This is a genomic window from Candidatus Poriferisodalis sp., assembly GCF_965205175.1.
GTDB lineage: Bacteria > Actinomycetota > Acidimicrobiia > Acidimicrobiales > Poriferisodalaceae > Poriferisodalis.
Genome location: NZ_OZ242038.1, coordinates 452,845 through 475,937 on the forward strand (window position 1 = coordinate 452,845; position 23,093 = coordinate 475,937).

General features: G+C 67.2%; 16 protein-coding genes and 1 tRNA gene. 6 read left to right on the plus strand and 11 right to left on the minus strand.

The features are described 5' to 3' along the window. Nucleotides 1–107 precede the first annotated feature (107 nt). On the minus strand, nucleotides 108–719 hold the full coding sequence (locus tag ACOGI4_RS01920) for a LytR C-terminal domain-containing protein (protein ID WP_419842276.1): 612 nt from the start codon (nucleotides 717–719) through the stop codon (nucleotides 108–110). A 118-nt stretch (nucleotides 720–837) separates the two neighbouring features. Here ACOGI4_RS01920 and upp point away from each other — a divergent pair, with 118 nt between their 5' ends. Further along, a complete protein-coding gene (upp, locus tag ACOGI4_RS01925) occupies nucleotides 838–1,497 on the plus strand; it encodes a uracil phosphoribosyltransferase (RefSeq protein ID WP_419842277.1) in 660 nt (219 codons plus the stop codon). Here upp and ACOGI4_RS01930 read toward each other — a convergent pair. Continuing rightward, nucleotides 1,489–2,526: a PfkB family carbohydrate kinase gene (locus tag ACOGI4_RS01930; protein ID WP_419842278.1), complete on the minus strand. Its 1,038-nt coding sequence runs from the start codon at nucleotides 2,524–2,526 to the stop codon at nucleotides 1,489–1,491. The genes upp and ACOGI4_RS01930 overlap by 9 nt on opposite strands. 309 nt (nucleotides 2,527–2,835) lie before the next feature. Here ACOGI4_RS01930 and ACOGI4_RS01935 point away from each other — a divergent pair, with 309 nt between their 5' ends. Continuing rightward, entirely contained in the window at nucleotides 2,836–6,459 is a 3,624-nt protein-coding gene (locus ACOGI4_RS01935; RefSeq protein ID WP_419842279.1) for an RCC1 domain-containing protein, read from the plus strand. Between the two features lie 84 nt (nucleotides 6,460–6,543). Here the strand turns inward: ACOGI4_RS01935 and ACOGI4_RS01940 are convergent. After that, a tRNA-Thr gene (locus ACOGI4_RS01940) sits at nucleotides 6,544–6,616 on the minus strand. A gap of 382 nt (nucleotides 6,617–6,998) precedes the next feature. Between ACOGI4_RS01940 and ACOGI4_RS01945 the strand changes: the two genes are divergently transcribed. Continuing rightward, nucleotides 6,999–10,649, plus strand: a complete 3,651-nt coding sequence (locus tag ACOGI4_RS01945) for an RCC1 domain-containing protein (protein WP_419842280.1) — start codon at nucleotides 6,999–7,001, stop codon at nucleotides 10,647–10,649. A 45-nt stretch (nucleotides 10,650–10,694) separates the two neighbouring features. On the opposite strand, the gene rlmB is transcribed toward ACOGI4_RS01945, so the two are convergent. The 7 genes from rlmB to ACOGI4_RS01980 all read right to left on the minus strand — a co-directional run bounded on the left by rlmB (nucleotide 10,695) and on the right by ACOGI4_RS01980 (nucleotide 18,423). Further along, nucleotides 10,695–11,519, minus strand: a complete 825-nt coding sequence (rlmB, locus tag ACOGI4_RS01950; RefSeq protein WP_419842281.1) for a 23S rRNA (guanosine(2251)-2'-O)-methyltransferase RlmB — start codon at nucleotides 11,517–11,519, stop codon at nucleotides 10,695–10,697. A gap of 230 nt (nucleotides 11,520–11,749) precedes the next feature. Further along, nucleotides 11,750–12,451 (minus strand): 2-C-methyl-D-erythritol 2,4-cyclodiphosphate synthase, encoded by a 702-nt coding sequence (gene ispF, locus ACOGI4_RS01955; RefSeq protein WP_419842282.1) that lies wholly within the window; start codon nucleotides 12,449–12,451, stop codon nucleotides 11,750–11,752. 97 nt (nucleotides 12,452–12,548) lie between these two features. Next, nucleotides 12,549–13,427, minus strand: a complete 879-nt coding sequence (locus tag ACOGI4_RS01960; RefSeq protein ID WP_419842283.1) for an IspD/TarI family cytidylyltransferase — start codon at nucleotides 13,425–13,427, stop codon at nucleotides 12,549–12,551. Between the two features lie 37 nt (nucleotides 13,428–13,464). Beyond that, complete coding sequence (locus ACOGI4_RS01965; protein WP_419842284.1) at nucleotides 13,465–14,301, minus strand: hypothetical protein; 837 nt, start codon at nucleotides 14,299–14,301, stop codon at nucleotides 13,465–13,467. A 17-nt stretch (nucleotides 14,302–14,318) separates the two neighbouring features. After that, a complete protein-coding gene (locus tag ACOGI4_RS01970; RefSeq protein WP_419842285.1) occupies nucleotides 14,319–14,768 on the minus strand; it encodes a DUF488 family protein in 450 nt (149 codons plus the stop codon). A 306-nt stretch (nucleotides 14,769–15,074) separates the two neighbouring features. Then, on the minus strand, nucleotides 15,075–15,899 hold the full coding sequence (locus ACOGI4_RS01975) for a hypothetical protein (RefSeq protein ID WP_419842286.1): 825 nt from the start codon (nucleotides 15,897–15,899) through the stop codon (nucleotides 15,075–15,077). 22 nt (nucleotides 15,900–15,921) lie between these two features. Further along, nucleotides 15,922–18,423, minus strand: coding sequence for an ATP-dependent Clp protease ATP-binding subunit (locus tag ACOGI4_RS01980; RefSeq protein ID WP_419842287.1), 2,502 nt, complete (start codon nucleotides 18,421–18,423; stop codon nucleotides 15,922–15,924). 155 nt (nucleotides 18,424–18,578) lie between these two features. On the opposite strand from ACOGI4_RS01980, the gene ACOGI4_RS01985 reads away from it, so the two are divergent. Then, nucleotides 18,579–19,619: a polyprenyl synthetase family protein gene (locus ACOGI4_RS01985; protein WP_419842288.1), complete on the plus strand. Its 1,041-nt coding sequence runs from the start codon at nucleotides 18,579–18,581 to the stop codon at nucleotides 19,617–19,619. Between the two features lie 17 nt (nucleotides 19,620–19,636). Then, entirely contained in the window at nucleotides 19,637–20,554 is a 918-nt protein-coding gene (gene folP / locus ACOGI4_RS01990; protein WP_419842289.1) for a dihydropteroate synthase, read from the plus strand. Here the strand turns inward: folP and ACOGI4_RS01995 are convergent. Continuing rightward, nucleotides 20,551–21,981 (minus strand): 3-hydroxyacyl-CoA dehydrogenase family protein, encoded by a 1,431-nt coding sequence (locus ACOGI4_RS01995; RefSeq protein WP_419842290.1) that lies wholly within the window; start codon nucleotides 21,979–21,981, stop codon nucleotides 20,551–20,553. The genes folP and ACOGI4_RS01995 overlap by 4 nt on opposite strands. A 266-nt stretch (nucleotides 21,982–22,247) precedes the next feature. On the opposite strand from ACOGI4_RS01995, the gene ACOGI4_RS02000 reads away from it, so the two are divergent. Beyond that, on the plus strand, nucleotides 22,248–23,033 hold the full coding sequence (locus ACOGI4_RS02000) for an ATP-binding protein (protein WP_419842291.1): 786 nt from the start codon (nucleotides 22,248–22,250) through the stop codon (nucleotides 23,031–23,033). Nucleotides 23,034–23,093: the final 60 nt, after the last annotated feature.

The window sequence follows — 23,093 nt, forward strand, 5'->3', positions numbered from 1 at the left end:
GGCGCGCCGACAACCTCACCTGAACTCACCTCTGGAGGCCCGCCGACCCGTCGGGCCACGATGCCGCGCCATCGCAGGCGCACCGTCGCATCGTGACGGTCAGCCGCCTACTCGGCCAGATCGTTGCCCAGCGCCACCAGCACATGCGGAGATTCAAACGTCTGGATGGCCGACGTGTCGGACATCATCGGAGACACGTCCTCGTCCGCATCGAGCTGCAGCACCTCTGCGATCGCACGCGCCTCAAGCAAAGAACCTGGCTGGTAGTAGATGCGTGTCTTCTCGAGCGGTGTCCCGGCGTAGTTGGTGGGAGTATTGGTGATGTAGCTCAGCGTCTTGAACCGGTCCGTCAGCCGGCCTGCGGCACCGCGGACTGTGGTCGAGTTGGCCACCTGCACCGACACCTCCGACACTGGCCGAGGCTGGAAGGGCGCTGCCGCGGCCGTGGTGGGAGGCGCAGTGACCGTGGACGCGACCGTGACTGCAGTGCCGGGATCGGGCTGGGCCGCATCGGCGGGGCTGGTCGTGGGCGTCGGCGCTTGCGTGACCGCCGGCAGCGTGTCGCCGGGCTGCGCAGGCGCCGTCGTGTCGGTGGCTGCGGTGGCATCGGGATCGTCCACGGAGCGCAGCAGCAGCACGCCCACCACGACGGCCACCAGCACCAGCAGCAGCCCGCGCACCGCTGCGCCGCTGTTGGACTCGCCAGCTTGGCTGTTCATCGCCGTGAGCGTAGGGGCAAAGCGGCGCCGACTGGTGTACCCCTGAGCATCTAGCTTGCCGATGGGCCGAACCGCCCGCTCCACACCAGATCACGAGTTCCGGCCGAGCACCAGCCCTATGAATGTCAACTCAACGAGCGTCAGTGTCGTCGCGCATCCGGCAGCAGCCGCATTGCTCACCCGCCTGCGTGACAAGCAGACTGCCACAGAGGAGTTCCGCCAACGGCTGAGCGCGCTGACGCTGCTGCTGGTGGCAGAGGCGCTCCGCGACGCAACGACGGTCCCCGATCCGGTGGAAACGCCGCTGGGGCGGGCCGAGGGTTTACGTCTCGAGCCGCTGCCCGCCATCGTGCCCGTGCTGCGCGCCGGGCTGGGCATGCTGGATGCGACGCTCCGGCTGGTACCCGGTGCGCCGGTGGGATTCATCGGGATGCGAAGGATCGAAGCGTCCGGCGGCTCGGGCCACAACGGCATCAGCCACGAGTGCTACCTCGAATCGCTGCCAGGTGTGATGGAAGGCGCTCCGGTGCTGCTAATGGACCCGATGCTGGCCACCGGCGGCTCGGCGCAGGCGGCGATTCGGGTGCTCCGAGCGGCAGGCGTGGGGCCGATCACGATGGTGTGCGTGCTCGCTGCGCCCGAGGGAGTCGCGTCGATGCAGCGCACCGCCCCAGATGTCCGCATCGTCACCGCAGCCGTCGACAGCCGCCTCGACGAGCGTGCGTTCATCGTCCCCGGCCTCGGCGACGCCGGTGACCGGCTCTACGGCTCAGCCTGACGCGGGCGCAGTCGAAACAGCCGAGACAGCGTGGTCTTCCAGTCTGCGCAGCTGGTCCATGGTCGGCAGGCTCGGCTGCGCCCCGGCGACGGTCACCGCCCACGCGCCGGCACGAACCGCCAGCCGTGCCGCCTCCTCGACGGTGGCACCTGACGCCATGGCGACGGCGAACGCTCCCGCGAAGGCATCTCCCGCACCGGTGGCGTCCACGACCTCGACACGCGGCGCCGCTACGACGACGTCGCCCCGGGCAGTGCCGCCTGACACGAGGGATGTCGCATACCCAGAAGCAGATGCATCCACAGGCCCGTCTGGCGCCGACCGGCGCGCTGAGCCGGCCGCTCGTGGCGCAACCACCACGCAGCCCTGCGCGCCGCGCGTCTCGACCAGCACGGCATCGGGGCGCAGCGCCGGTGCGGTACCCGCGGCCATGTCGTCACGCAGACGCCGTGCCTCGTCCCGGTTCACGATGACGACGTCCGCCAGCGGCACCGCCGCCGCAGCGACGTCGTTGTAGGGGGCCGGGTTCGCCACCACGAGCACGCTGTGCTCGCGCGCAATCTCGGCGGCCGCCGCAGCGGCGCCTGCGCTCACCTCGCCCTGCAGCAGCAGCGCATCGGCACCAGCGATGGCGGCACCGGCCGCCCGCACGTCGTTGGCATCGAGCAACGCATTGGCGCCTGCGGCGACCACGATCGACACGTCGTGGGGGTCCACCGTGATCACCGCCAGACCGGTCGCCGCCTCCACGGCTGTCACCTGCGTGCAGTCGATCCCCTCCGCTGCCAAGCCCGAGCGCAGCCATCGGCCGTGTTCGTCGTTGCCGACCCGACCCACCATGGCCACCTCTGCGCCCAGCCGGGCAGCGGCCACTGCCTGGTTGGCGCCTTTGCCGCCACGGAACCATGCGATGCGCTCGGCATGCATCGTCTCGTCCGGCGACGGGCGCCTCGGCACCCACAGCGTGACATCGGCGTTGAGACTGCCGACCACGGCAATGCGCGGTGCCGGTTCCTGCTGGCCTTCCACTGGTTCCCAGTGTGCCTGAATCCCAGTGTGCGGCTGGCTGCGGTTCGCGTTAACTGCACGGCGTTTGCCGGGCGTGCGTGCGCGGGTCTGCGTGTTGGTCGTTGCGTGTTGGTCGTGTTGTGCTAGGGTCAGTGTGGCCCTGTGGCCCTGTGGCCCTGTGGCCCTGTGGCCCTGTGGCCCTGTGGCCCTGTGGCCCTGTGGCCCTGTGGCCCTGTGGCCCTGTGGCCCTGTGGCCCTGTGGCCCTGTGGCCCTGTGGATGACCGTTCGCACGCTTGACTGTGTGCGGTGACTGAAGGGCTGGTGTGGCGATGCGGCTGCTGCGTGGCGTGATGGTGTCGGCGCTGCTGGCAGGCACGGCGGCGGTGGTGCCGCCCGCTGCCGCGGCGCAGGAGGCTGCGGTGTCGGTGGACGCCTCGATGGAGCTGACCGCGTCTGTGCGCGACGGCGGCGTGTCGCTGTGGTGGACACGCGGCGCCGAGCCGCGCAACAAGCGCAGCAAAGCAAACAAGCCGGGCTGCGCCACCTCGCACTACTGGGTGTACGTGTACGACAGCAGCGGCGACGCGGTCGCCCAGCACAGCGTGCAGCACCCGGGCAGCGGCCTGGAGCTGGACCTGACAGGAACCGGCAAGCACCAAATCGACGTGCACGCCTACTCCCAGGACTGCAACCGCTGGGGAAGCTCCGCCACCGCCAAAGTCAAACCCGCCGCCGCGCAGACGCAAAGGAACGCCACCACCACAACGACGACCACCACCACTACGACAACGACGACCGCGCCGCCCACAACCACCACGACCACCACAACCACTACGACCACGACCGCGCCTCCGACCACGACGACAACGACGACCACCGCGCCGCCCACTACAACCACCACCACGACGACGACGGCGGCGGTGCCCGCGGTGCTGACCGTGTCGGTCAGCGACGCGAGCGTGACCGAGGGCGACGTCGGCCACGCGAACCTGACGTTCACCGTCACGCTGAGCGGCACGCCCACCGACGAGGTGACCGTGCAGGCGTCCGCGGTGTCGCCCAAAGGCCGCGCCACCGCGACCCGCTCCCACAAGAACGACCGACGCGACTACCTCGGGTTCGCCAGACAACGCGTCGTGTTCCCCGCCGGCGCCGCCGGCGCTCAGCTCGCCCAGACCGTCACCGTGCAAGTCATCGGCGACACCGCCGCCGAGCAGGACGAGACACTGATCCTGCGGCTCAAGAACCTGCGAACCTCAGACAGCCGCGTCACCCTCGCAGGCGGCCGAGCCTCCCTCGAAGCCACCGGCACCATCACCGACGACGACCCCGAAGCCTACGGCGCCTCCACCACCGACCCCACACCCCCCAACACCTTCACCGCAGTCGCCGCCGGAGGCCACCACGCCTGCGGGCTGCGCACAAACGGCACCATCACCTGCTGGGGCGACAACCGACAAGGCCAACTCAACGCGCCCCAAACCAACACACCCGGCGGACAATTCACCGCAGTATCCACCGGCGCTTGGCACTCGTGCGGACTGCTCACAGACGGCACGATCAAATGCTGGGGCTACAACCGAAGCGGCGAGTCGGACCCGCCATCGGGGACGTTCACCGCTATCTCGAGCAGCGACGATTTCTCGTGCGCGCTCAGCGACGACGCGAAGATTGCCTGCTGGGGACGAGACCCCAATACAGACGAGCCCGACCGTACGCGGGTCAACGGTCCTGCGGGAGAGTTCAGCGCTGTTGACGTCGGCCTGCTGCATGCCTGCGGACTGCGCACCGACGGCACCATTACCTGCTGGGGCGACGGCCGAGGCGGGGAGACGGACGCGCCGTCCGGCAAGTTCACCGCAGTGTCTGCGGGGCGCTCGTACTCATGCGGTCTGCGCACCGACGGCACCGTCACCTGCTGGGGACACAACCCGTACCCGCGCCAGCATGTGCCGTCGGGCGAGTTCGCCTCCATCTCCGCCGGCCATACCCAAGTCTGCGGGGTCCGCACCAACGGCACCGTCGCCTGCTGGGGCGAGGACGCTTTCGGCGTAACGAACCCACCATCCGGCAAATTCGCCTCGGTGTCCGTCAGCATCGGAACTGCCTCGTTCGCGTGCGGGGTGCGCACTGACGCCACCGTTGCCTGCTGGGGCAGCGACCACTACGGCCAGTCCCGAGCGCCCGGCAGCACAGTCGCCGACCCGACCCAGGACCGGTTCACCGCCATGGCCGCGGGAGGCGACTTCTCGTGCGGGCTGCGTACCGACGGCACCATCACTTGCTGGGGCCGAAGCTATGGCTGGAGCCAAGTCTGGTCCGACACCAGTGCGGGACATCAAGGCAACCAATTGGACGCGCCTTCGGGCACGTTCACCGCCGTCTCTGCGGGCAGCTTTCACGCCTGCGCGCTGCGCACCGACGGCACCATCGCCTGCTGGGGCGACGGCCGAGGCGGGGAGACGGACGCGCCGTCCGGCAAGTTCACCGCCGTGTCGGCGGGCGGCAGCAGCACCTGCGGTGTGCGCACCGACAGCACCGTCACCTGCTGGGGCAGGATTGTCAATCCCCGGTCGTTCCGCAACAAGGTCCTCTATCCGCAAGGCATCGCCGGACTCACGTTCGCTGTGCCGACCGGCCAGTTCGCCGACGTGAAGGTGAGCGGCTACGCCGCCTGCGGACTGCGCACCGACGGCACCGTCACCTGCTGGGGCGACTACAGCAAGGAATGGGACCAGCCTTCAGGCACATTCACTGCAGTCTCATCGACAGGATGCGGACTGCGCGCGGACGGCTCGATCTCCTGCTGGCTCGGCGCGAACTCCTCGCCGCTCTCCGGAACCTACGTCGAATACGGCGTCGGCAGCAGCTACAGCTGCGGGCTGCGCACCGACGGCACCGTCACCTGTCGAGGTTCCGTGTACGACGGACGGGCTGATGCGCCGTCAGGCCAGTTCACCGACATCTCCGTCGGGCGCGACCATGCGTGCGGCGTGCGCACCGACGGCACCGTCGCCTGCTGGGGCGACAACTACTACGGCAAGGCACTGTCGCCCGGCGAACAGCTTCCGACACGGACCAAGCAGACGTTCACGGTGGTGGTTCCGACTGGCAACGAAAACGCGTGCGGGCTGCGCACCGACGGCACCGTCGCCTGCTGGGGATCCATACGCAGCCGCGTGTACCAGCCGCCGTCGGGACAATTCACAGCGATCGACGGGGGCTCAGTGGACAACCCCGACAGCTTCGCTCCCTCCTTCGCGTGCGGGCTGCGCACCAACGGCACCATCACCTGCTGGGGCGACACCGCCAAATTGGGCGGCGGCCACCTGAACGCGCCGTCAGGCACGTTCACCGCCGTCTCCGTCGGCCGAGAGCACGCCTGCGCCATACGCACCGACAGCACCAACACCTGCTGGGGAACCAACCAGAAACTCGTTGCCAAGACACCCACAGGCCAATTCACCGCCGTCTCCGTCGGCACCAACCAAGCATGCGGCATCCGCAGCGACGGCACCGTCACCTGCTGGGGAACCAACCAGAAACTCGTGCGCAAGACGCCGTCAGGCACGTTCACCGCCGTCTCCGTCGGCCGAGAGCACGCCTGCGCCATACGCACCGACGGCACCATCACCTGCTGGGGCGACAGCCTGTGGTTCGTCGGCGAGATGGGACTGTTTCAGATGCAGCCGCCCAGCGGGACCCATACCGCTGTGTCGGTGGGCGACGGGGTTGCGTGCGCTATCGGTGCCGACGGCGCTGTCGCGTGCTGGGGTGACACATGGTCCTGGAGCTACGGCTATGAGACCCCGTCCGATGGTCCATTCGCCACGGTGTCTGTCAGCAATGACCTCGCCTGCGGCGTGCGCTCAGACGGCAGCGCTGCCTGCTGGGGCTGGCTTCGGGCCGGCGACGTGTTTCGGGGCTTGCAGCAGCTGAGCTGGCGTCGGTGACCTGTCGGACTCGACTGCCTCGCGTGAGCTGATCCCCGCCGGCCGCGGCTGACCGCCGGCACCGACCGTCCGCGGCAGCCGGCGAGCCCGAGGTGGGAATCGAACCCACAACCCCCGCTTTACAAGAGCGGTGCTCTGGCCGTTGAGCTACTCGGGCACCGACTGCATCGTATGGCCCGACGGCAGCACACAGGCCTGCCAATGGGTGCGGTGGACCCAGCCGTGATTGTGGACACAGACGGTGATTCACGGGCACCCTGCGGAGACGGGCGACTGGCAACACAGCAAAGACCGCACCGTGTTACGCGCCAAGAGCTGGTTCGCGGCCACTGGACGGCGCGCGCCATGCGGGAGGTTTCAGCGGCACGACGCCTTGGTCACACGGTGATGTCACACTGTGCTATGGTGCCTGTGGCCCTGTGGCCCTGTGGCCCTGTGGCCCTGTGGCCCTGTGGCCCTGTGGCCCTGTGGCCCTGTGGCCCTGTGGATGACCGTTCGCACGCTTGACTGTGTGCGGTGACTGAAGGGCTGGTGTGGCGATGCGGCTGCTGCGTGGCGTGATGGTGTCGGCGCTGCTGGCAGGCACGGCGGCGGTGGTGCCGCCCGCTGCCGCGGCGCAGGAGGCTGCGGTGTCGGTGGACGCCTCGATGGAGCTGACCGCGTCTGTGCGCGACGGCGGCGTGTCGCTGTGGTGGACACGCGGCGCCGAGCCGCGCAACAAGCGCAGCAAAGCAAACAAGCCGGGCTGCGCCACCTCGCACTACTGGGTGTACGTGTACGACAGCAGCGGCGACGCGGTCGCCCAGCACAGCGTGCAGCACCCGGGCAGCGGCCTGGAGCTGGACCTGACAGGAACCGGCAAGCACCAAATCGACGTGCACGCCTACTCCCAGGACTGCAACCGCTGGGGAAGCTCCGCCACCGCCAAAGTCAAACCCGCCGCCGCGCAGACGCAAAGGAACGCCACCACCACAACGACGACCACCACCACTACGACAACGACGACCGCGCCGCCCACAACCACCACGACCACCACAACCACTACGACCACGACCGCGCCTCCGACCACGACGACAACGACGACCACCGCGCCGCCCACTACAACCACCACCACGACGACGACGGCGGCGGTGCCCGCGGTGCTGACCGTGTCGGTCAGCGACGCGAGCGTGACCGAGGGCGACGTCGGCCACGCGAACCTGACGTTCACCGTCACGCTGAGCGGCACGCCCACCGACGAGGTGACCGTGCAGGCGTCCGCGGTGTCGCCCAAAGGCCGCGCCACCGCGACCCGCTCCCACAAGAACGACCGACGCGACTACCTCGGGTTCGCCAGACAACGCGTCGTGTTCCCCGCCGGCGCCGCCGGCGCTCAGCTCGCCCAGACCGTCACCGTGCAAGTCATCGGCGACACCGCCGCCGAGCAGGACGAGACACTGATCCTGCGGCTCAAGAACCTGCGAACCTCAGACAGCCGCGTCACCCTCGCAGGCGGCCGAGCCTCCCTCGAAGCCACCGGCACCATCACCGACGACGACCCCGAAGCCTACGGCGCCTCCACCACCGACCCCACACCCCCCAACACCTTCACCGCAGTCGCCGCCGGAGGCCACCACGCCTGCGGGCTGCGCACAAACGGCACCATCACCTGCTGGGGCGACAACCGACAAGGCCAACTCAACGCGCCCCAAACCAACACACCCGGCGGACAATTCACCGCAGTATCCGCCGGCGAAGCGCATTCGTGCGCAGTGCGCACTGACGGCACGCTCGTCTGCTGGGGCGACAACCGCCGCGGCGAGTCGGAACCGCCTGCCGGGACGTTCACCGCAGTCTCAACCGGCTCGGGTTTCTCGTGTGCGGTTCGCACTGACGGCACGCTCGTCTGCTGGGGCTACCAGTGGCTCTCGTCCCGTGCGCCTGCCGGGAAGTTCAGCGCTGTCGACATCGGCTTTCGGCATGCTTGCGGGCTGCGCACCGACGGCACCATCGCCTGCTGGGGCGCCGATCGCGGCGGCGAGACCACGGCGCCGTCCGGTCAGTTCACCGCAGTGTCCGCAGGGCACGCGTCGACATGCGGGTTGCGCACAAACGGCACCGTCGCATGCTGGGGACGCAATCCGTACCCGCGCCAGAATGTGCCGTCGGGCCAGTTCGCCTCCATCTCCGTAGGCAACACCCACGTGTGCGGAGTGCGCACCGACCGCACCGTCGCATGCTGGGGGGAGGACGCGTTCGGCATGACGGATGCGCCGTCCGGCCAATTCACCGCCGTCTCAGCAGGCAGCGACAGCTCCTCCTTTGCCTGCGGGGTGCGCACTGACGCCACCGTTGCCTGCTGGGGCAGCGACCACTACGGCCAGTCCCGAGCGCCCGGCAGCACAGTCGCCGACCCGACCCAGGACCGGTTCACCGCCGTATCGGCCGGAGGCATCTTCTCCTGCGGGCTGCGCACCGACGGCACACTCGCCTGCTGGGGCGACAATCTTGGTTGGAGCCGCTACGGCGGGAACCACCTAGGCCACGGGTTGGATGCTCCGTCGGGCACATTCACTGCTGTATCCGTCGGCTACTCTCACGCCTGCGCGCTGCGCACGGACCGCGCCGTTGCGTGCTGGGGCAGCAGCGCAAGCGGGCAGTCGACGGCGCCTTCGGGACAGTTCACCGCAGTATCGGCGGGCAGCAGCAGCACGTGCGGCGTGCGCATCGACGGCACCATGACCTGCTGGGGCAGGATTGCCAATCCAGACTCATTCCGCCACAAGCTCTTCTATCCGCAAGGAATCGCCGGACTCACGTTCGCGGTGCCGTCCGGAAAATTCACTGACGTACAACTGAATGGACGCGCCGCCTGCGGACTGCGCACAGACGGCACCATCACCTGCTGGGGCGACTACAAGAAGGAATGGAACCAGCCTTCCGGAACATTCATCGCCGTCTCATCGACAGCATGCGGACTGCGCACCGGCGGCACCATCTCCTGCTGGCTCAGTAGGAACTACTCGCCGCTCTCGGGCACGTTCGCCGAATACAGAGTCGGCGACTACAACATTGCCGGTAGCTACCGAAGTGCGTACGAGTTCGACACAAGATTCGGCTGCGGACTACGCACCGACGGCAGAATTGTCTGCCGAACGAGCACTCACGACGGTCGGGGTGACCCGCCGTCGGGTCAATTCACGGACATTTCTGTCGGGCGCGACCATGCTTGCGGCGTGCGCACCGACGGCACACTCGTCTGCTGGGGAGACAACGCGCGTGGCCAAGCACTTCCGCCCGGCAGCCAGCGCCCGACCCGGACGGCGCACACGTTCACCGATGTGGTCACCTCGGGGGACTACAACGCGTGCGGTCTGCGCACCGACGGCACTGTTACTTGCTGGGGCAGCACGAAGAGCCGCGTGTACCAGCCGCCGTCGGGCCAGTTCACGGCGGTCGCCGGCGGCTTGGTGAAGGACTCCGACGAATCAGACGACGACTCACACCTCTCCTTCGCGTGTGGCGTGCGCACCGACGGCACCATCACCTGCTGGGGCGACACCGGCTATTCGGGCGGCGGCCACCTGAGCGCGCCGTCTGGCACATTCACCGCCGTATCCGTCGGTCGAGAGCATGCTTGCGGTCTGCGCACCGACGGCACGCTCTCCTGCTGGGGAACCAACCAGAAGCTCGTGCGCAAGACGCCGTCAGGCCAGTTCACCTCTGTCTCCGTCGGCACCAACCAAGCATGCGGCATCCGCAGCGACGGCACCATTGCCTGCTGGGGAACCAACCAGAAGCTCGTGCGCAAGACGCCGTCAGGCCAGTTCACCGCAGTATCTGTCGGCACCAACCAAGCATGCGGCATCCGCAGCGACGGCACCATTGCCTGCTGGGGCGACCCCTTGAGGCGCATCGACGAATCTGGAGTGAGCGTCGCACAGCCGCCCAGCGGGACGCATGCCGCTGTGTCGGTGGGCGACGGGGTTGCGTGCGCTATCGACTCCGACGGCGCTGTCGCCTGCTGGGGCGACACCTACGGCTGGAACTCGCCTTCGGCTGGTCAACTCGCCACGGCATCGGTCAACGAGAATCTTGCCTGCGGCGCACGCACCGACGGCACGGCCGTTTGCTGGGGCAATGCTCTGATGACCATCACCGTGAGGACGGACATGCCGAACCGCTACCCGATGAGGTTCTTGTTCAGCTGATTCGCACCAGCCAAGCACGCGCCGCCGCGTACTGAGCGCCCTCGTTCAGTGCGTGCCGCCGGCAGGCGCGGTGCGTTCGCTGCCGCTGCGTCGGCGAGCGCGGGCTATGTCGTAGAGAGCCACTGCAGCAGCAGCGGCCACGTTCAGCGAGTCGATTCGGCCCATCACCGGTATCGACAGCACGTGATCGCAGCGGCGTTCCACCAGCGGCGACAGTCCACAGCCCTCAGCGCCGAGCACCAGCACCATCGGTTGGTCGCCCACCCGCAGCTCGTCGAGGCCGTCGGAGGCGTTGCCGTCGAGTCCGACTGCCCACAGGCCCAGCTCTCGCAACTGGGCGAGCGCTGCGGGAAGGCCGCCGACATGCGCGATCGGCAGATACTCGATGGCACCCGCTGCGGCCTTCACTGTCGCAGGCGTCAGACTCGCTGAACGGTGGCTGGTGAGCACTGCTCCTGTGGCACCGGCAGCCTCGGCGGTGCGCAGGATGGCCCCGAGGTTGCCCGGGTCGGTGACGCCGTCGGTCGCCACCACCAGCGGCGGCGTGCCGCGTGCCGGCTTGGCCAGGTCCTCCAGCGGAACCGGCGTCACAGCGGCCGCCTTGGCGATCACGCCTTGAGGCGCCGCTGTCAGTGCCGCCTCGTCCAGCTTGCGGCGCGTGATCTCGCGCACCGGCACACGGCGATCGCCGGCGAGGTCGACGATCTCGGCCAGCGTCGCAGCCGACTGTGCGTCTTCGCAGATCAGCACCTCATGGACCCTGCGTTTGCCAGCCCGCAGCAGTTCGCGCACCGCCTGACGGCCTTCCACGTGATCCCCGCCGAGACCTCGCGGCCGCGCCTGCTGTCGAGCAGTTTGGGCTTGTGGCACGCGCTGTGCTTGTCCGGCATGGCCCCGTGCCCGGCCTGCCCGTCGACGCGAGTCGTTCTGTCGCTGCGGCGCTCCTGATCTGTCGCCCTCGCGCCCCTTGGGACTGCGCCTGGCGGAGCTGCGAACCCTGGGGTTGCGAGACGGCTGCTGACTGCCGCCGCCTGGTCGCGACGCGCTCGGGCGCCGGGAACCGGGGCGACCAGTGCCGTGTCTGCGCCGGCCTTGCGCGTTCACTGTTCACCGCCCCCGCTGCGCTGGAGCTTCGACAGCTGCTCGCGGTCGGCGAGCACGAGCGCAACGGCATGCGCCACGATGCCCTCGCTGTTTCCGAGGCCCTCGGTCCGCTTTCCGCAGACCGTAACGGGGCCGCCCGCTGCGTCGCTCAGCCGTCGTTGCATTGACTCACGGTACGGAGCGATCTTCGGGCGATCGCAGATAACGGTGCAATCGGCGTTGGCCAGCCGCCAGCCGTGAGCGCCGAGATGAGCGGCGACTTGCTGCAACATCTCGATGCTGTCGGCATCGCGCCAGCGCTCGGCGCTGTCGGGGAAATGCGTGCCGATGTCACCAAGACCGGCCGCGCCGAGCATCGCGTCGATGACGGCATGGGCCACAACGTCGGCGTCGCTGTGGCCCGCCAGCGGACGTTCGCCCGCGAACCGGACGCCGCCCAGCACCAGCGTGCGCTCGCTGCGCTCGGCGCCCGTAGCGCTGTTGGCGATGTCACCCTCGCACTGGCCCAGCGCACACTCGTCGTCGTCGGAAACGTCGGTTGTGGCGTGGCTCGCGTGACGGTCTGTGTTCGGGTCTGCAACGCAGCCGCACGCAGCGCTCATTTCGCAGTCGGCGCGGTCATCCGCGAAGGGGTGCGCGTCGTACCCGTACCCCACTCGCATTTCCGGCCATTCACCGGCCTGGCCAACCGCGTTCACCGCCGTTGAAGCTAGAGCCGGTCGCCGGCGCCCACATGACGCATCTGCGTGAGCCAATGCCGCGGCCGTCGAACCCGAACCGCCCGCCTCGTGTGGGTCAACCGCTGCCGCCGTCCGTCGGTGAGGTCTGATGCGTCGCAACCGCCCGTGCGCGTCCGGCAAGCAGCGCCTCCACGATCACGAGGTCAGCCTGCGTGGTGACCTTGTGCGCCTCGGCCTCGCCCGGCACGGCCAGCACCGTGCCGCCTGCGGCTTCGATGAGCGCTGCGTCGTCGGTGGCCTCCGGTGCTCCGGCGTGAGCCGCTACCAGCGCCTCGCGGCGAAACGCTTGAGGGGTTTGCACGGCGAACAGGCCGGTTCGGTCGACCGTCGCCGTGACGGTGCCGCCACTGTCGCGCCATGCAGGCACTCGCTTCAGCGTGTCGTACACCGGCAGCACTGGCACCGCCGCGTCGGCACCGGACCGGACTGCTGCGATCACCGCGTCGAAGAGCGCCGCCGAAGCGCCGGGGCGAGCCGCGTCGTGACACACCACCACGTCGACATCATCAGGAACGGTCCCGAGCCCAGCACGAACCGACGCAGACCGCGTCGCTCCACCGGCCACCACCGCATCGGCACGCGCAAGAACCACTTCAGCGCGCAGAGCCACGTCAGCAAGCGTTGTATCGGCGGGCACAACGCTCGTTGTCTGACCAGCTCGCAGCTCCTCGCCTAGCACAGGCGACTGTGCCAGCGCGGTCTCCGCAGACGGGACTGCCTGCTCGAGCAGACCGGCGGGCAGCACCAGCGTCACTCCGTCGCACGCAGCCGCAGCCGCGCTCACCGACCAGTCCAGCATGGTGCGCCCAGCGACAGGCACCATCACCTTCGTGCGGGCAGCGACAGCATCCGTGCGCGTGGCCCCGACATCAGTCCCTGTGCCGAATCGACTACCAGCACCCCCCGCAAGCACCAACGCCCACACCCGCCTCACCCGTTCACCCCAGAAGCAGAGACTCTGTATGTGAACACTAAATCAGCTGTTCTTGAAGGTCCGACCGAGGAGGCCAAAAGACGCCGAGCACTAAGAAATTCTGAGGCCGTCTGACCATATTGCCAACGAAGAGTCTCGTGTCGCGATTATGTGCCCAAAGCTCGTCCCCATACTTGGCCCGAATCTTCTCCTGCCAGTCAGATTGATGACGCACGTGACGCCAGAGTGCAACCAACTCCCAATCAACAATAGTCTGCTGATGTCCATTGCAGCGACGAGCCTGGCACTTGTACCTGTATTGAAATCTCCACGGCACGACCTCGCAGACAGCATTGGTTTTGTCCGACTCATCAAACAGCGAGGGCCTGCTCTCGATATACTGGATTCGCTCTTGCCATTGGCGAATCTCATTTGGGCTTCGCCGCTTGATCAGCAGTTCAGGTGCCGCTGACGTACGGACTACAGCGAGAGATGGAACAGACGGTATTGATCTACTACGGTTGAGTTCCAGAAGTTCACAAAGCGTTGCTTCGCCCAGCTGCGCAACGCGACTGCGTCGCTCAGACCAATTGGCTTCAGTTCCGATGACACGCCCCGGCTGGAATGAGCCCTCAATGGGCTTCCATGACTCGGGTCTGCGGTCGTTGCGGGGTCGGACGGCCTGAAGTTTGACTTCTTGGAATTTTCTGAACTTGGAATTGTCTGCAAGATCGCGGAAGGGCACCGGATACAGGCGAATCCACTGACTCTTGCCATCGTGGCCGTCAAGGCTCATGGCAGCTACGCAAATGCTCTCACCCTGTGCAGGTGTGACAACAGGCGCTGCCTTGACCATGATCATCACGTTCAGTTCTTGTTGCTGAGCTAACTGCATGACGGAAGCGGGTCCAACTAGATATACTGGACGGACAAACCCTCGATATCGCGCTGGGCGGCCTCCAATATGCAGGAGCGATGACAACAGTCGTGCTCCCGCTCATAGCACAACAATGCGATACGCGCCCGTCGGGCGAGTTCAATGAACTCCTTGTACGTTGGGAGCGCGCCATTGCGGAGATGGCGCATGTAGCGGTCACGTGCCGCTCGTTCGCCAAGACGGAACGCCTCACGATTGTCTTGCGGGTTACCGAGCACGGATTCGTGCCGGTACTCGATGCCGGCGTCAGCGGCAGCTTGAGCAAGTCGCTTCTTGGACATTCCCGGCTTGCGCGAGACGGCGTTGAGTCGCACGTCGAGCAGCATTTCGACATCGTGATGGCGCAGCAGCGCAATCAGCTCGCCGAGTTCGCGTCGCTCATACCCAATCGAAAACGCGCGGGATGTCTCGCGCTGAGCAGTCACCGCCTGAGCATGCCACAAGCAACGCCTCTCGCGTCAACCAGATTACGTCCCGAGGCGCAGGACAACACAAGCGGCGACACGGGGCCGACGGGGCAAGCGGCGACGCCGGACCGACACGCACGAGAAAGCAGCGGCCGACAGAACGAAACCAAGGTGGGACGGGGGCAGGGGCTTCCGCGCGCAGTTTTGCGACGCCACGCACCCCCAGCGTCCAGCACATGCGTCGCAACTGTTTGAGCACGGAGGCCCATGCCCCCGTCCCGCCCGGACTCACCGCTGGCTGCCATCAGCGCCGGTCGACCGCAGCTACGGGTGTGCGAGCCTCCGCCGCCGGCGGCGGCTTCGCAACGCTAGGTACACCAGCGCCGCTGCGATCGCTGCGACGACCATCCACCAGATCACCGCGACGCGGGCACCCCACGCAGCCCTGCCGGACAAGCGCTGAGCTTCAGCATCGGCAGCGGCAATCTCCGCGTCGAACAGCTCACCGGAGACGCGCAACTCGCGCACGCCGCCCTGGTTGAACGTCATCACCCCCTCTGCGGGCAGCCTGCCGCTTCCTTGAGGCACCGTGGCACGGACGGTCAACGTCACCAGCTCGTCCAACGACGCGCCCGCTCGCTGCTCGATCTGCGCGATCGGCAGTCCGAACAGCTCACCCTCCAAGGCGTCTGCGGTGGCGGGGTTCACGAGTCCGGCCACCGGCCGATCCAAGCCGACGGTCACTGTCAGGTCATACAGCACCCGCGCCCCGTCACGCGATCCGGTGAACGTGGCGGACCGGAACAAGCCCGCTGAGCCGTCGGGCGGCCGGTCGATCTCGGCCAGCACCTGTGCCAGCTCGGCCGGAGACGCAAAGCGCTTGACGGCCACGACGCGCAGAACGTGGCCCGCCGGACTCTCCTCGGCGACATGTCGAACATCCCACCCGACAAGCCCGTCGGTCACGATGAGCTCGCCCAGATCGGGCACCCACTGCATCACCTCAGCGTCAAAGGCAAGCTCGACAGTGACGCTGCCGCTGCCGTCATGGGCGATGTCGATGTCAACGACAACGTCCACTCGACAGCCCACCGCCGATACCAGCACCGCCACGCCGACCAACGCGGCACCGGCCAGCCGCGAGCACACGGCCACACCTACAGGTACACGCCTAATCGACGGCCGCTGCCTCTTCGAGCTCGATGGGCCCCGGGTCGAAGCCCTCAATAGCGCGGAACACGATCTCGTCGTCCTCGACATCGACCACGATGATCTCGCCAGCGTGGAACTCCTTGTAGAGGATCCGCTCGCTCAGCGCGTCCTCGACGTGATGCTGCAGCGCACGGCGCAACGGTCTGGCACCCAGCTGTGGGTCATACCCGGTGCGGGCCAGCCACTCCTTGGCGGCGTCGGTGAGCTCCAGGCCGAGACCCTGTGCCCTCAGCTGATCGGTAGTACGCGTGATCATCAGATCCACGATCTGCACCACCTCCTCGATGCTCAGCTCGTGGAACACGATCGTGTCGTCAATCCGGTTCAGGAACTCCGGCCGGAAATGCGCCTTGAGCGCCTCGTTGACCTTCTCCTTCATGCGCTCGTAGCTGGCGCCCTCGTCAGAGGTGGCGAAGCCCACCCGCGCCTTGCGCAGGTCCGCGGTGCCCAGATTCGAGGTCATGATGAGCACGGCGTTGCGGAAGTCCACCGATCGGCCTTGCGCATCGGTCAGGCGTCCCTCCTCCAGAATCTGCAGCAGCGTGTTGAACACATCCGGGTGGGCCTTTTCGATCTCGTCGAACAGCACCACCGAGAACGGCTTGCGCCGCACCGCCTCGGTGAGCTGGCCGCCCTCGTCGTAGCCGACGTAACCGGGCGGAGCGCCGACGAGACGGCTCACCGTGAACTTGTCCATGTACTCGGACATGTCGAGGCTGATCAGCGAACTCTCGTCGCCGAAGAGAAACTCGGCCAGCGTCTTGGCCAGCTCGGTCTTGCCCACGCCGGATGGGCCCAGGAAGATGAACGAACCGCCGGGCCGCTTCGGGTCCTTCAGCCCGGCTCGTGTGCGCCGGATGGCTTGGCTGACCGCCTTGATCGAGTCGTGCTGGCCGATGACCCGCTTGTGCAGCGCATCCTCCATCTGGAGGAGCTTCTGGGTCTCCTCCTCGGTGAGCTTGTAGACCGGGATGCCGGTCCAGATCGACAGCACCTCCGCGATGGCCTCCTCGTCGACCTCGTCGAACAGGTCGTGGCCCTCGGCCTTGGCCTGAGCAAGCACGACGGAGCGCTGCTCGAGCAGTTCCTTCTCCTCGTCGCGCAGCGCGCCGGCTGTCTCGAAGTCCTGCGCCTCGACCGCTTGCTTCTTGCGCTCGATGACGTCGGCCAGCTTCGTCTCGATCTCCTTGAAGTCCGGCGGGGTCGACATGCGCTTGATGCGCAGGCGCGAGCCGGCCTCGTCGATGAGGTCGATGGCCTTGTCCGGCAGGTGACGATCCGCTATGTAGCGGTCAGCCAGGTTCGCCGCTGCCACCAGCGCCTGGTCGGTGATGGTGACTCGGTGGTGCTGCTCGTAGCGGTCGCGCAGCCCTTTGACGATCTCGATCGTGTGGCTGAGCGTGGGCTCATCCACGGTGATCGGCTGGAACCGCCGCTCGAGCGCCGCGTCCTTCTCAAGGTACTTGCGGTACTCCTCCAGCGTTGTGGCGCCGATGGTCTGCAGCTCACCGCGCGCCAGCATGGGCTTGAGAATCGATGCAGCGTCGATGGCGCCCTCCGCGGCGCCGGCGCCGACCAGCGTGTGCAGCTCGTCGATGAACAAGATGATGTCGCCGCGGGTGCGGATCTCCTTGAGGACCTTCTTGAGCCGCTCCTCGAAGTCCCCTCGGTAGCGAGAGCCGGCCACCAGCGCTCCCAAGTCCAAGGTGTAGAGCTGCTTGTCGCGCAGCAGTTCGGGGACGTCGTTGTTGACGATCTTCTGGGCGAGGCCCTCCACGATGGCCGTCTTGCCGACGCCGGGCTCGCCGACGAGCACCGGGTTGTTCTTGGTGCGGCGAGACAGCACCTGCATGACCCGCTCGGTTTCGCGCAGCCGGCCGATGACCGGGTCGAGCTTCTTGGCTCGGGCATCCGAGGTCAGATTGCGCCCGAACTGGTCCAGCACCAGCGACCCGCTCTGGCCGCCCTGCTCGCTGCCCTTCCCGGAGGTTGCGCCGACAGTCTCCCGCCCGCCGCCAGGACCGCTGTAGCCGGAGAGCTGCTGGATGACCTCTTGGCGGACCTTCGACAGGTCGGCACCGAGCTTGACCAGCACCTGCGCGGCCACGCCCTCGCCCTCGCGAATCAGCCCGAGCAGCACGTGCTCGGTGCCGATGTAGTTGTGGCCGAGCTGCAGCGCCTCGCGCAGCGACAGCTCCAGCACCTTCTTCGCGCGCGGCGTGAAGGGAATGTGGCCGCTGGGCGACGAGCTGCCTTGGCCGATGATCTCCTCGACCTGGTTGCGCACGGCCTCCAGCGAGATGCCCATCGACTCCAGCGCCTGCGCTGCAACCCCCTCGCCTTCGTGGATCAGCCCCAGCAAGATGTGCTCGGTGCCGATGTAGTTGTGATTCAGCAGGCGCGCTTCTTCCTGCGCCAGCACCACCACTCGGCGGGCCCGATCGGTGAAGCGTTCGAACACGTGGCCTCCTGTACTGAGCCGTGTGCTGAAACCCGCCCACGATGCGGTACGTCTCCGCTGAACGTCTCCCGTGCGGGGGTCTCCTGCGAGCAGTGTAACGACGCCCTGCGAGATCGCTGCTTGGCGGCACCGGCGCTGTCGTTTACGGTTGTGCTGTGGCACCGCTATCCCCGTTGCAGGCTCGGCCGACTGCGCACGAGGACTTGGCACGCATCGAATCGGCGCTGCGGGCCGCTGCGATCACCGGCGACGAATTCCTCACCGAGGTGACGTCGCATCTGATCCCCGCAGGCGGCAAGCGGCTGCGGCCTGCGTTCGTCATTGCTTCGGCGCTGGCGGGCGACTCCGACGGCGCTGCGCCCGACGCGGTCACCGACGACATGATCTGCGGCGGTGTGGCCGTGGAGCTGGTGCACTTGGGCTCGCTGTACCACGACGACGTCATGGACGACGCGCAGACCCGGCGCGGCATCGAGGCTGTGAATCTGCGCTGGGGCAACCTGAAGGCGATCCTGGCCGGCGACTTCCTGCTGGCACGAGCCTCGGAGCTGGCGGCGTCGCTGGGAACCGAGATCGCAGCCCTGCTCGCTGCCACGATCGGGCGACTGTGCGAGGGCCAAGTGCGCGAGCTGCAGCTGATCTACGACAAGAGCCGCACCGAGGACCAGTACCTGTTGGCCATTCGCGGCAAGACCGCCGAGCTGTACGCCACTTCGTGCCGCATCGGGGGGCTGGTGGCCGGCGCCGACAGCGAGACCCTCGACCGCCTGACCAGCTTCGGCCTCGCCTACGGGATGGCGTTCCAGATCGTCGATGACGTGCTGGACTTGGTGGCCTCCGACGAAGAGCTGGGCAAGCCGGCGGGCAACGATCTGCGCGAGGGCGTGTACACGCTGCCGGTGATCCGCATGCTGGCGAGTGCGCACCCGGCCGGCGAGGATTTGGCGGAACTGCTCGGCGAGCCGCTCGACGACTGCCGGCGGGACCGGGCCCGTGCAATCGTCGTGGACGGTCCCGAGATCGCCGGAGCGGTCGAGACCGCTCAGCACTACGTCGCCCAAGCACTCGACTCCTTGGCGTCGTTCGATGCGACGCCGGCCATGGTGGGCCTGCGGGCCGCAGCGTCGAACCTGCTCGGCACGCTACCCGCTGCTGCGGCGGGGCGGGCTGAGGCGGCTGGCGCAAGCGCCTCCTGAACGCAGCCAGGCTTGAGGTGTCGTCGCCGCTGTCGTTCGGCTGGCCGATTCGGCGCCGCTACCGGCACCGGACGTGGGATCCCGGCCGCGGCCCGCGTTGGCAGTGGGGCGCTCGGACGTTCGTGATGGGCATCGTGAACGCGACCGACGACTCATTCTCCGGCGACGGCGTTGCCGACCGGCCGGACGACGCTCGAGCGCTGGCCCGGGCACTGGTGGCCGACGGCGTGGACATCATCGACGTGGGCGGCGCCTCCAGCCGGCCCGGCGCTGCGCCCACGCCGGTCGCCGTGGAGCGGCAGCGGGCGGTTCGTGTCATCGAGGCCGTACGCGACGAGCTGGACCGGCTCGATGCCGACGTGCCCATCTCGGTGGACACCACGTGGGCCGCGGTTGCCGCACCGGCCTTGGACACCGGGGCCACTGTGGTGAACGACATCACCGGCCTGCGTCTCGACCCGCAGCTGGCACCGCTGGTGGCACAACGACGGGCTGCTGCTGTGGTGATGCACAATCAGCGGGGCCGTCCCCACACCGACCTCGTCGCGGACGTGACCGCCGGGCTGGAGACAAGCCTGCAGATCTGCGCTGATGCAGGCATCAGCACCGACCGCATCGTGGTCGACCCGGGATTCGGGTTCGGGTTCGGCGTGGCGCAGAATCTGGAGATGATGCGCCGGTTGCCGGAACTCTGGTCGCTGGAGCTGCCCATGCTCATCGGCACGTCGCGCAAGTCCACCATCGGGGCCGTCACCCATGCGCCGGTCGACGATCGGCTCTTGGGCACAGCTGCCACCATCGCTGCGGCCATCTGTGCAGGCATCGACATCGTGCGGGTCCACGACGCCTACCACATGACCCAGGCGATCCGCATGACCGACGCCATCGTGCGCGCCGGCAGGTCCCAGCTTGGCGAAGCCGGCGAGTTCGGCTAGTTCGTCGAGTCCAGCAGTCCGGCGTCTGCCTCTGCGCGCAGCTGTGCGTCCACCGGTGCGACCGTGCCGTCGGGCATCAACTGCATTCGGGTGCCGTCGGTGGACCGGCTGTAGAACGTCGGCCGACCCGATGCTTCGAGTGTGGCCAGCATGGCCGGAAGGGGTGTGCCGCTGCTTCGGAGCACATCGATCACGCGGGCCGGCCCCACGTGGTCGAGCATCTCGAAGGGGCCGTACACCCAGTTGAAGCCCCAGCGAATGGCGTTGTCGACGTTCGCGATGTCGTCGGCGATCTCTGGCACCAAGTCTGCTGCGTAGGCCAAGGTGCCGCCGAAGACCTGCCGGGCAAGCTCGCCCTGGGGCGAGGCGGCGAACAGCACTTCGCCCAGATCGGTGGGGACGCCGTCGAGGTCAGGCGGCGATGCGGTGCGCCATTCGCCGCGGACGAGATCGAAGGTCTCAGCCGTGCGGGTTCCGTCGGCGGCCTTGGCTCGCCGGCCGAAGCCGCCGCCCGTCTTGCGCCCGAGCTGACCTCGTGCGGCCATGGCCTGCTCCGCCTCGGGAAACGCTGCGAACGCCCGCCCGCGGTCGCCCGCCGGCAGGTTCCTGGCCAGATTGACGCCGACCAGTTCCATCACGTCCAGACCGATCAGATCGATGAGTCCGTACAGGCCCGTCGGGGGCAGGCCGACAGGAGCGCCGAGCACGGCGTCGACGGTCTCGGGTGTCATGCCGGCGGCCAGGAACGGCTTGGCCAGGTGCAGGCCGGACAGCATGAAGTAGCAGCCGATGCGGTTGCCGATGAAGTTCACGGTGTCCTTGGCGTGTACTACGCCTTTGCCCAGCCGATGCGCGCCGAAGCGAGCGAACGCCTCGATCACCTCCGGCTCGGTGTCGTCGCCGGGCACCAGCTCGAACAGCTTCATCACCTGCACCGGGTTGAAGAAGTGCGTGATGGCGACGTCCCGCCGGAAGCGTTCGCTCATGCCCTCGCTGATCTGGCGCAGCGGGATGCCGGAGGTGTTCGAGGAGATGACCGAGCCGTCGCTGCGGGCAGCCTCGAGACGCTCGAACAGCTGGCGCTTGACGGCGAGGTCCTCCACCACGGCCTCGCACACCCAGTCGTAGCCGGCGATGTCGTCCAGCCGGTCGCCCACGGTCCCGATGCTGACGAGATGCCGATCCTGGGCATCGACGCCGTCGAGCGCCCGCTGCGCAGCCGCCTCGTCGACATCGAGCAGCAGCACCGGGCATCCGGCCTTCGCGGTCACGGCCGCGATGCCGGTGCCCATGGTGCCCGCGCCGACGATTGCCACCGAATTGATGCGCCTGGCCGGCTCGTCTGTGTCAGGTGTGCCGTCGCTACCCTCAGACTCGACGACTGGCGACCGGGTCGTGGGCAGTTCGGCCGGATGGATCTCGTTCATGCCAATTGCCTATCAGCTGCCGCAGGCACCGGTGGCGAGCATGCAACTGCCGCCGCATCAAGCCAATTCCGCATCGAGCAATTTTGCTAACTGATCAATAGCATAACTGTCAACTATCTTATGTGACCTTGGGGTGTACTCCACGTTGCGCGAAACGTTGGTTGCCTTGTCTTCCGACGCCAATTGCCAATCGTCGGAGGAAGCGGATACAGTGAAACTCCAGATTCTGATGGAAATTGGGGGGGCTTTAACTCCTACTCGATACCTTGACGAAACTCTTGATTGACAACCACAATGCAGATTCGCGCATGCACTCACGCGAGGATGTGGTGCTGAGGTCACAACGCGTACTGAAGGATGATGCGGTCGACAAAACAGTCTACAAGGACATACCCCAGTATGCGCGTGTCGGCAGTCCATTGCAGCTCGAACATCTGTTATATGTGTTGGCTGGCCAGAGCACCGGCATCTTGTCGGCAACAAAGCTCGCACAACAAGTCGGCCTCTCGCAACCTACCATCGACAAGTACATTTTGCACTTGGAACGGTCGCACATGATTTTCAGACTGACCAATTGCGCTGGGAGCGAAGAAACCATACAACGACGCGGGCGCAAGTGCTATTTCGTCGATAGTGCCGTGCGCAATGCCACGCTGCAGCGAGGTATCAGCCCGATCCATGATGGCATCGAACAGGGCACTTTGCTCGAGAACCTTGCGGCCTCTTCATTGCACACGTTGTCGCTCAACGAAGGCAAGCGCTTGCACTACTGGCGACACAAGCAGAGCGAAGTCGACTTGGTGTATGGCCATGGAGATGACTGCCTTGCGTTCGAAATCGCATCCTCTCCAAGCCATCATCGCAGCGGGCTGCTGGCGCTGGTGAATCAACATCGGCGTTTTCGCGGTCACGCCTACCTGGTCGCTCCGGGATGCGGCGTGCGTCATGCTGCATCAGACGACTCGGGCATCGGCACGCTGCCCTATGAGACATTCCTGCGCTGCGTAGGTGCCCAGACCAGGCGTGCAATGCGAGAACGGCTCGGCTGGTGATCGGCCAGGACTCGCGGCTCGGGGAGTGCTGTGCTCTGAGCACCGCGCCAGCTGTGGTCT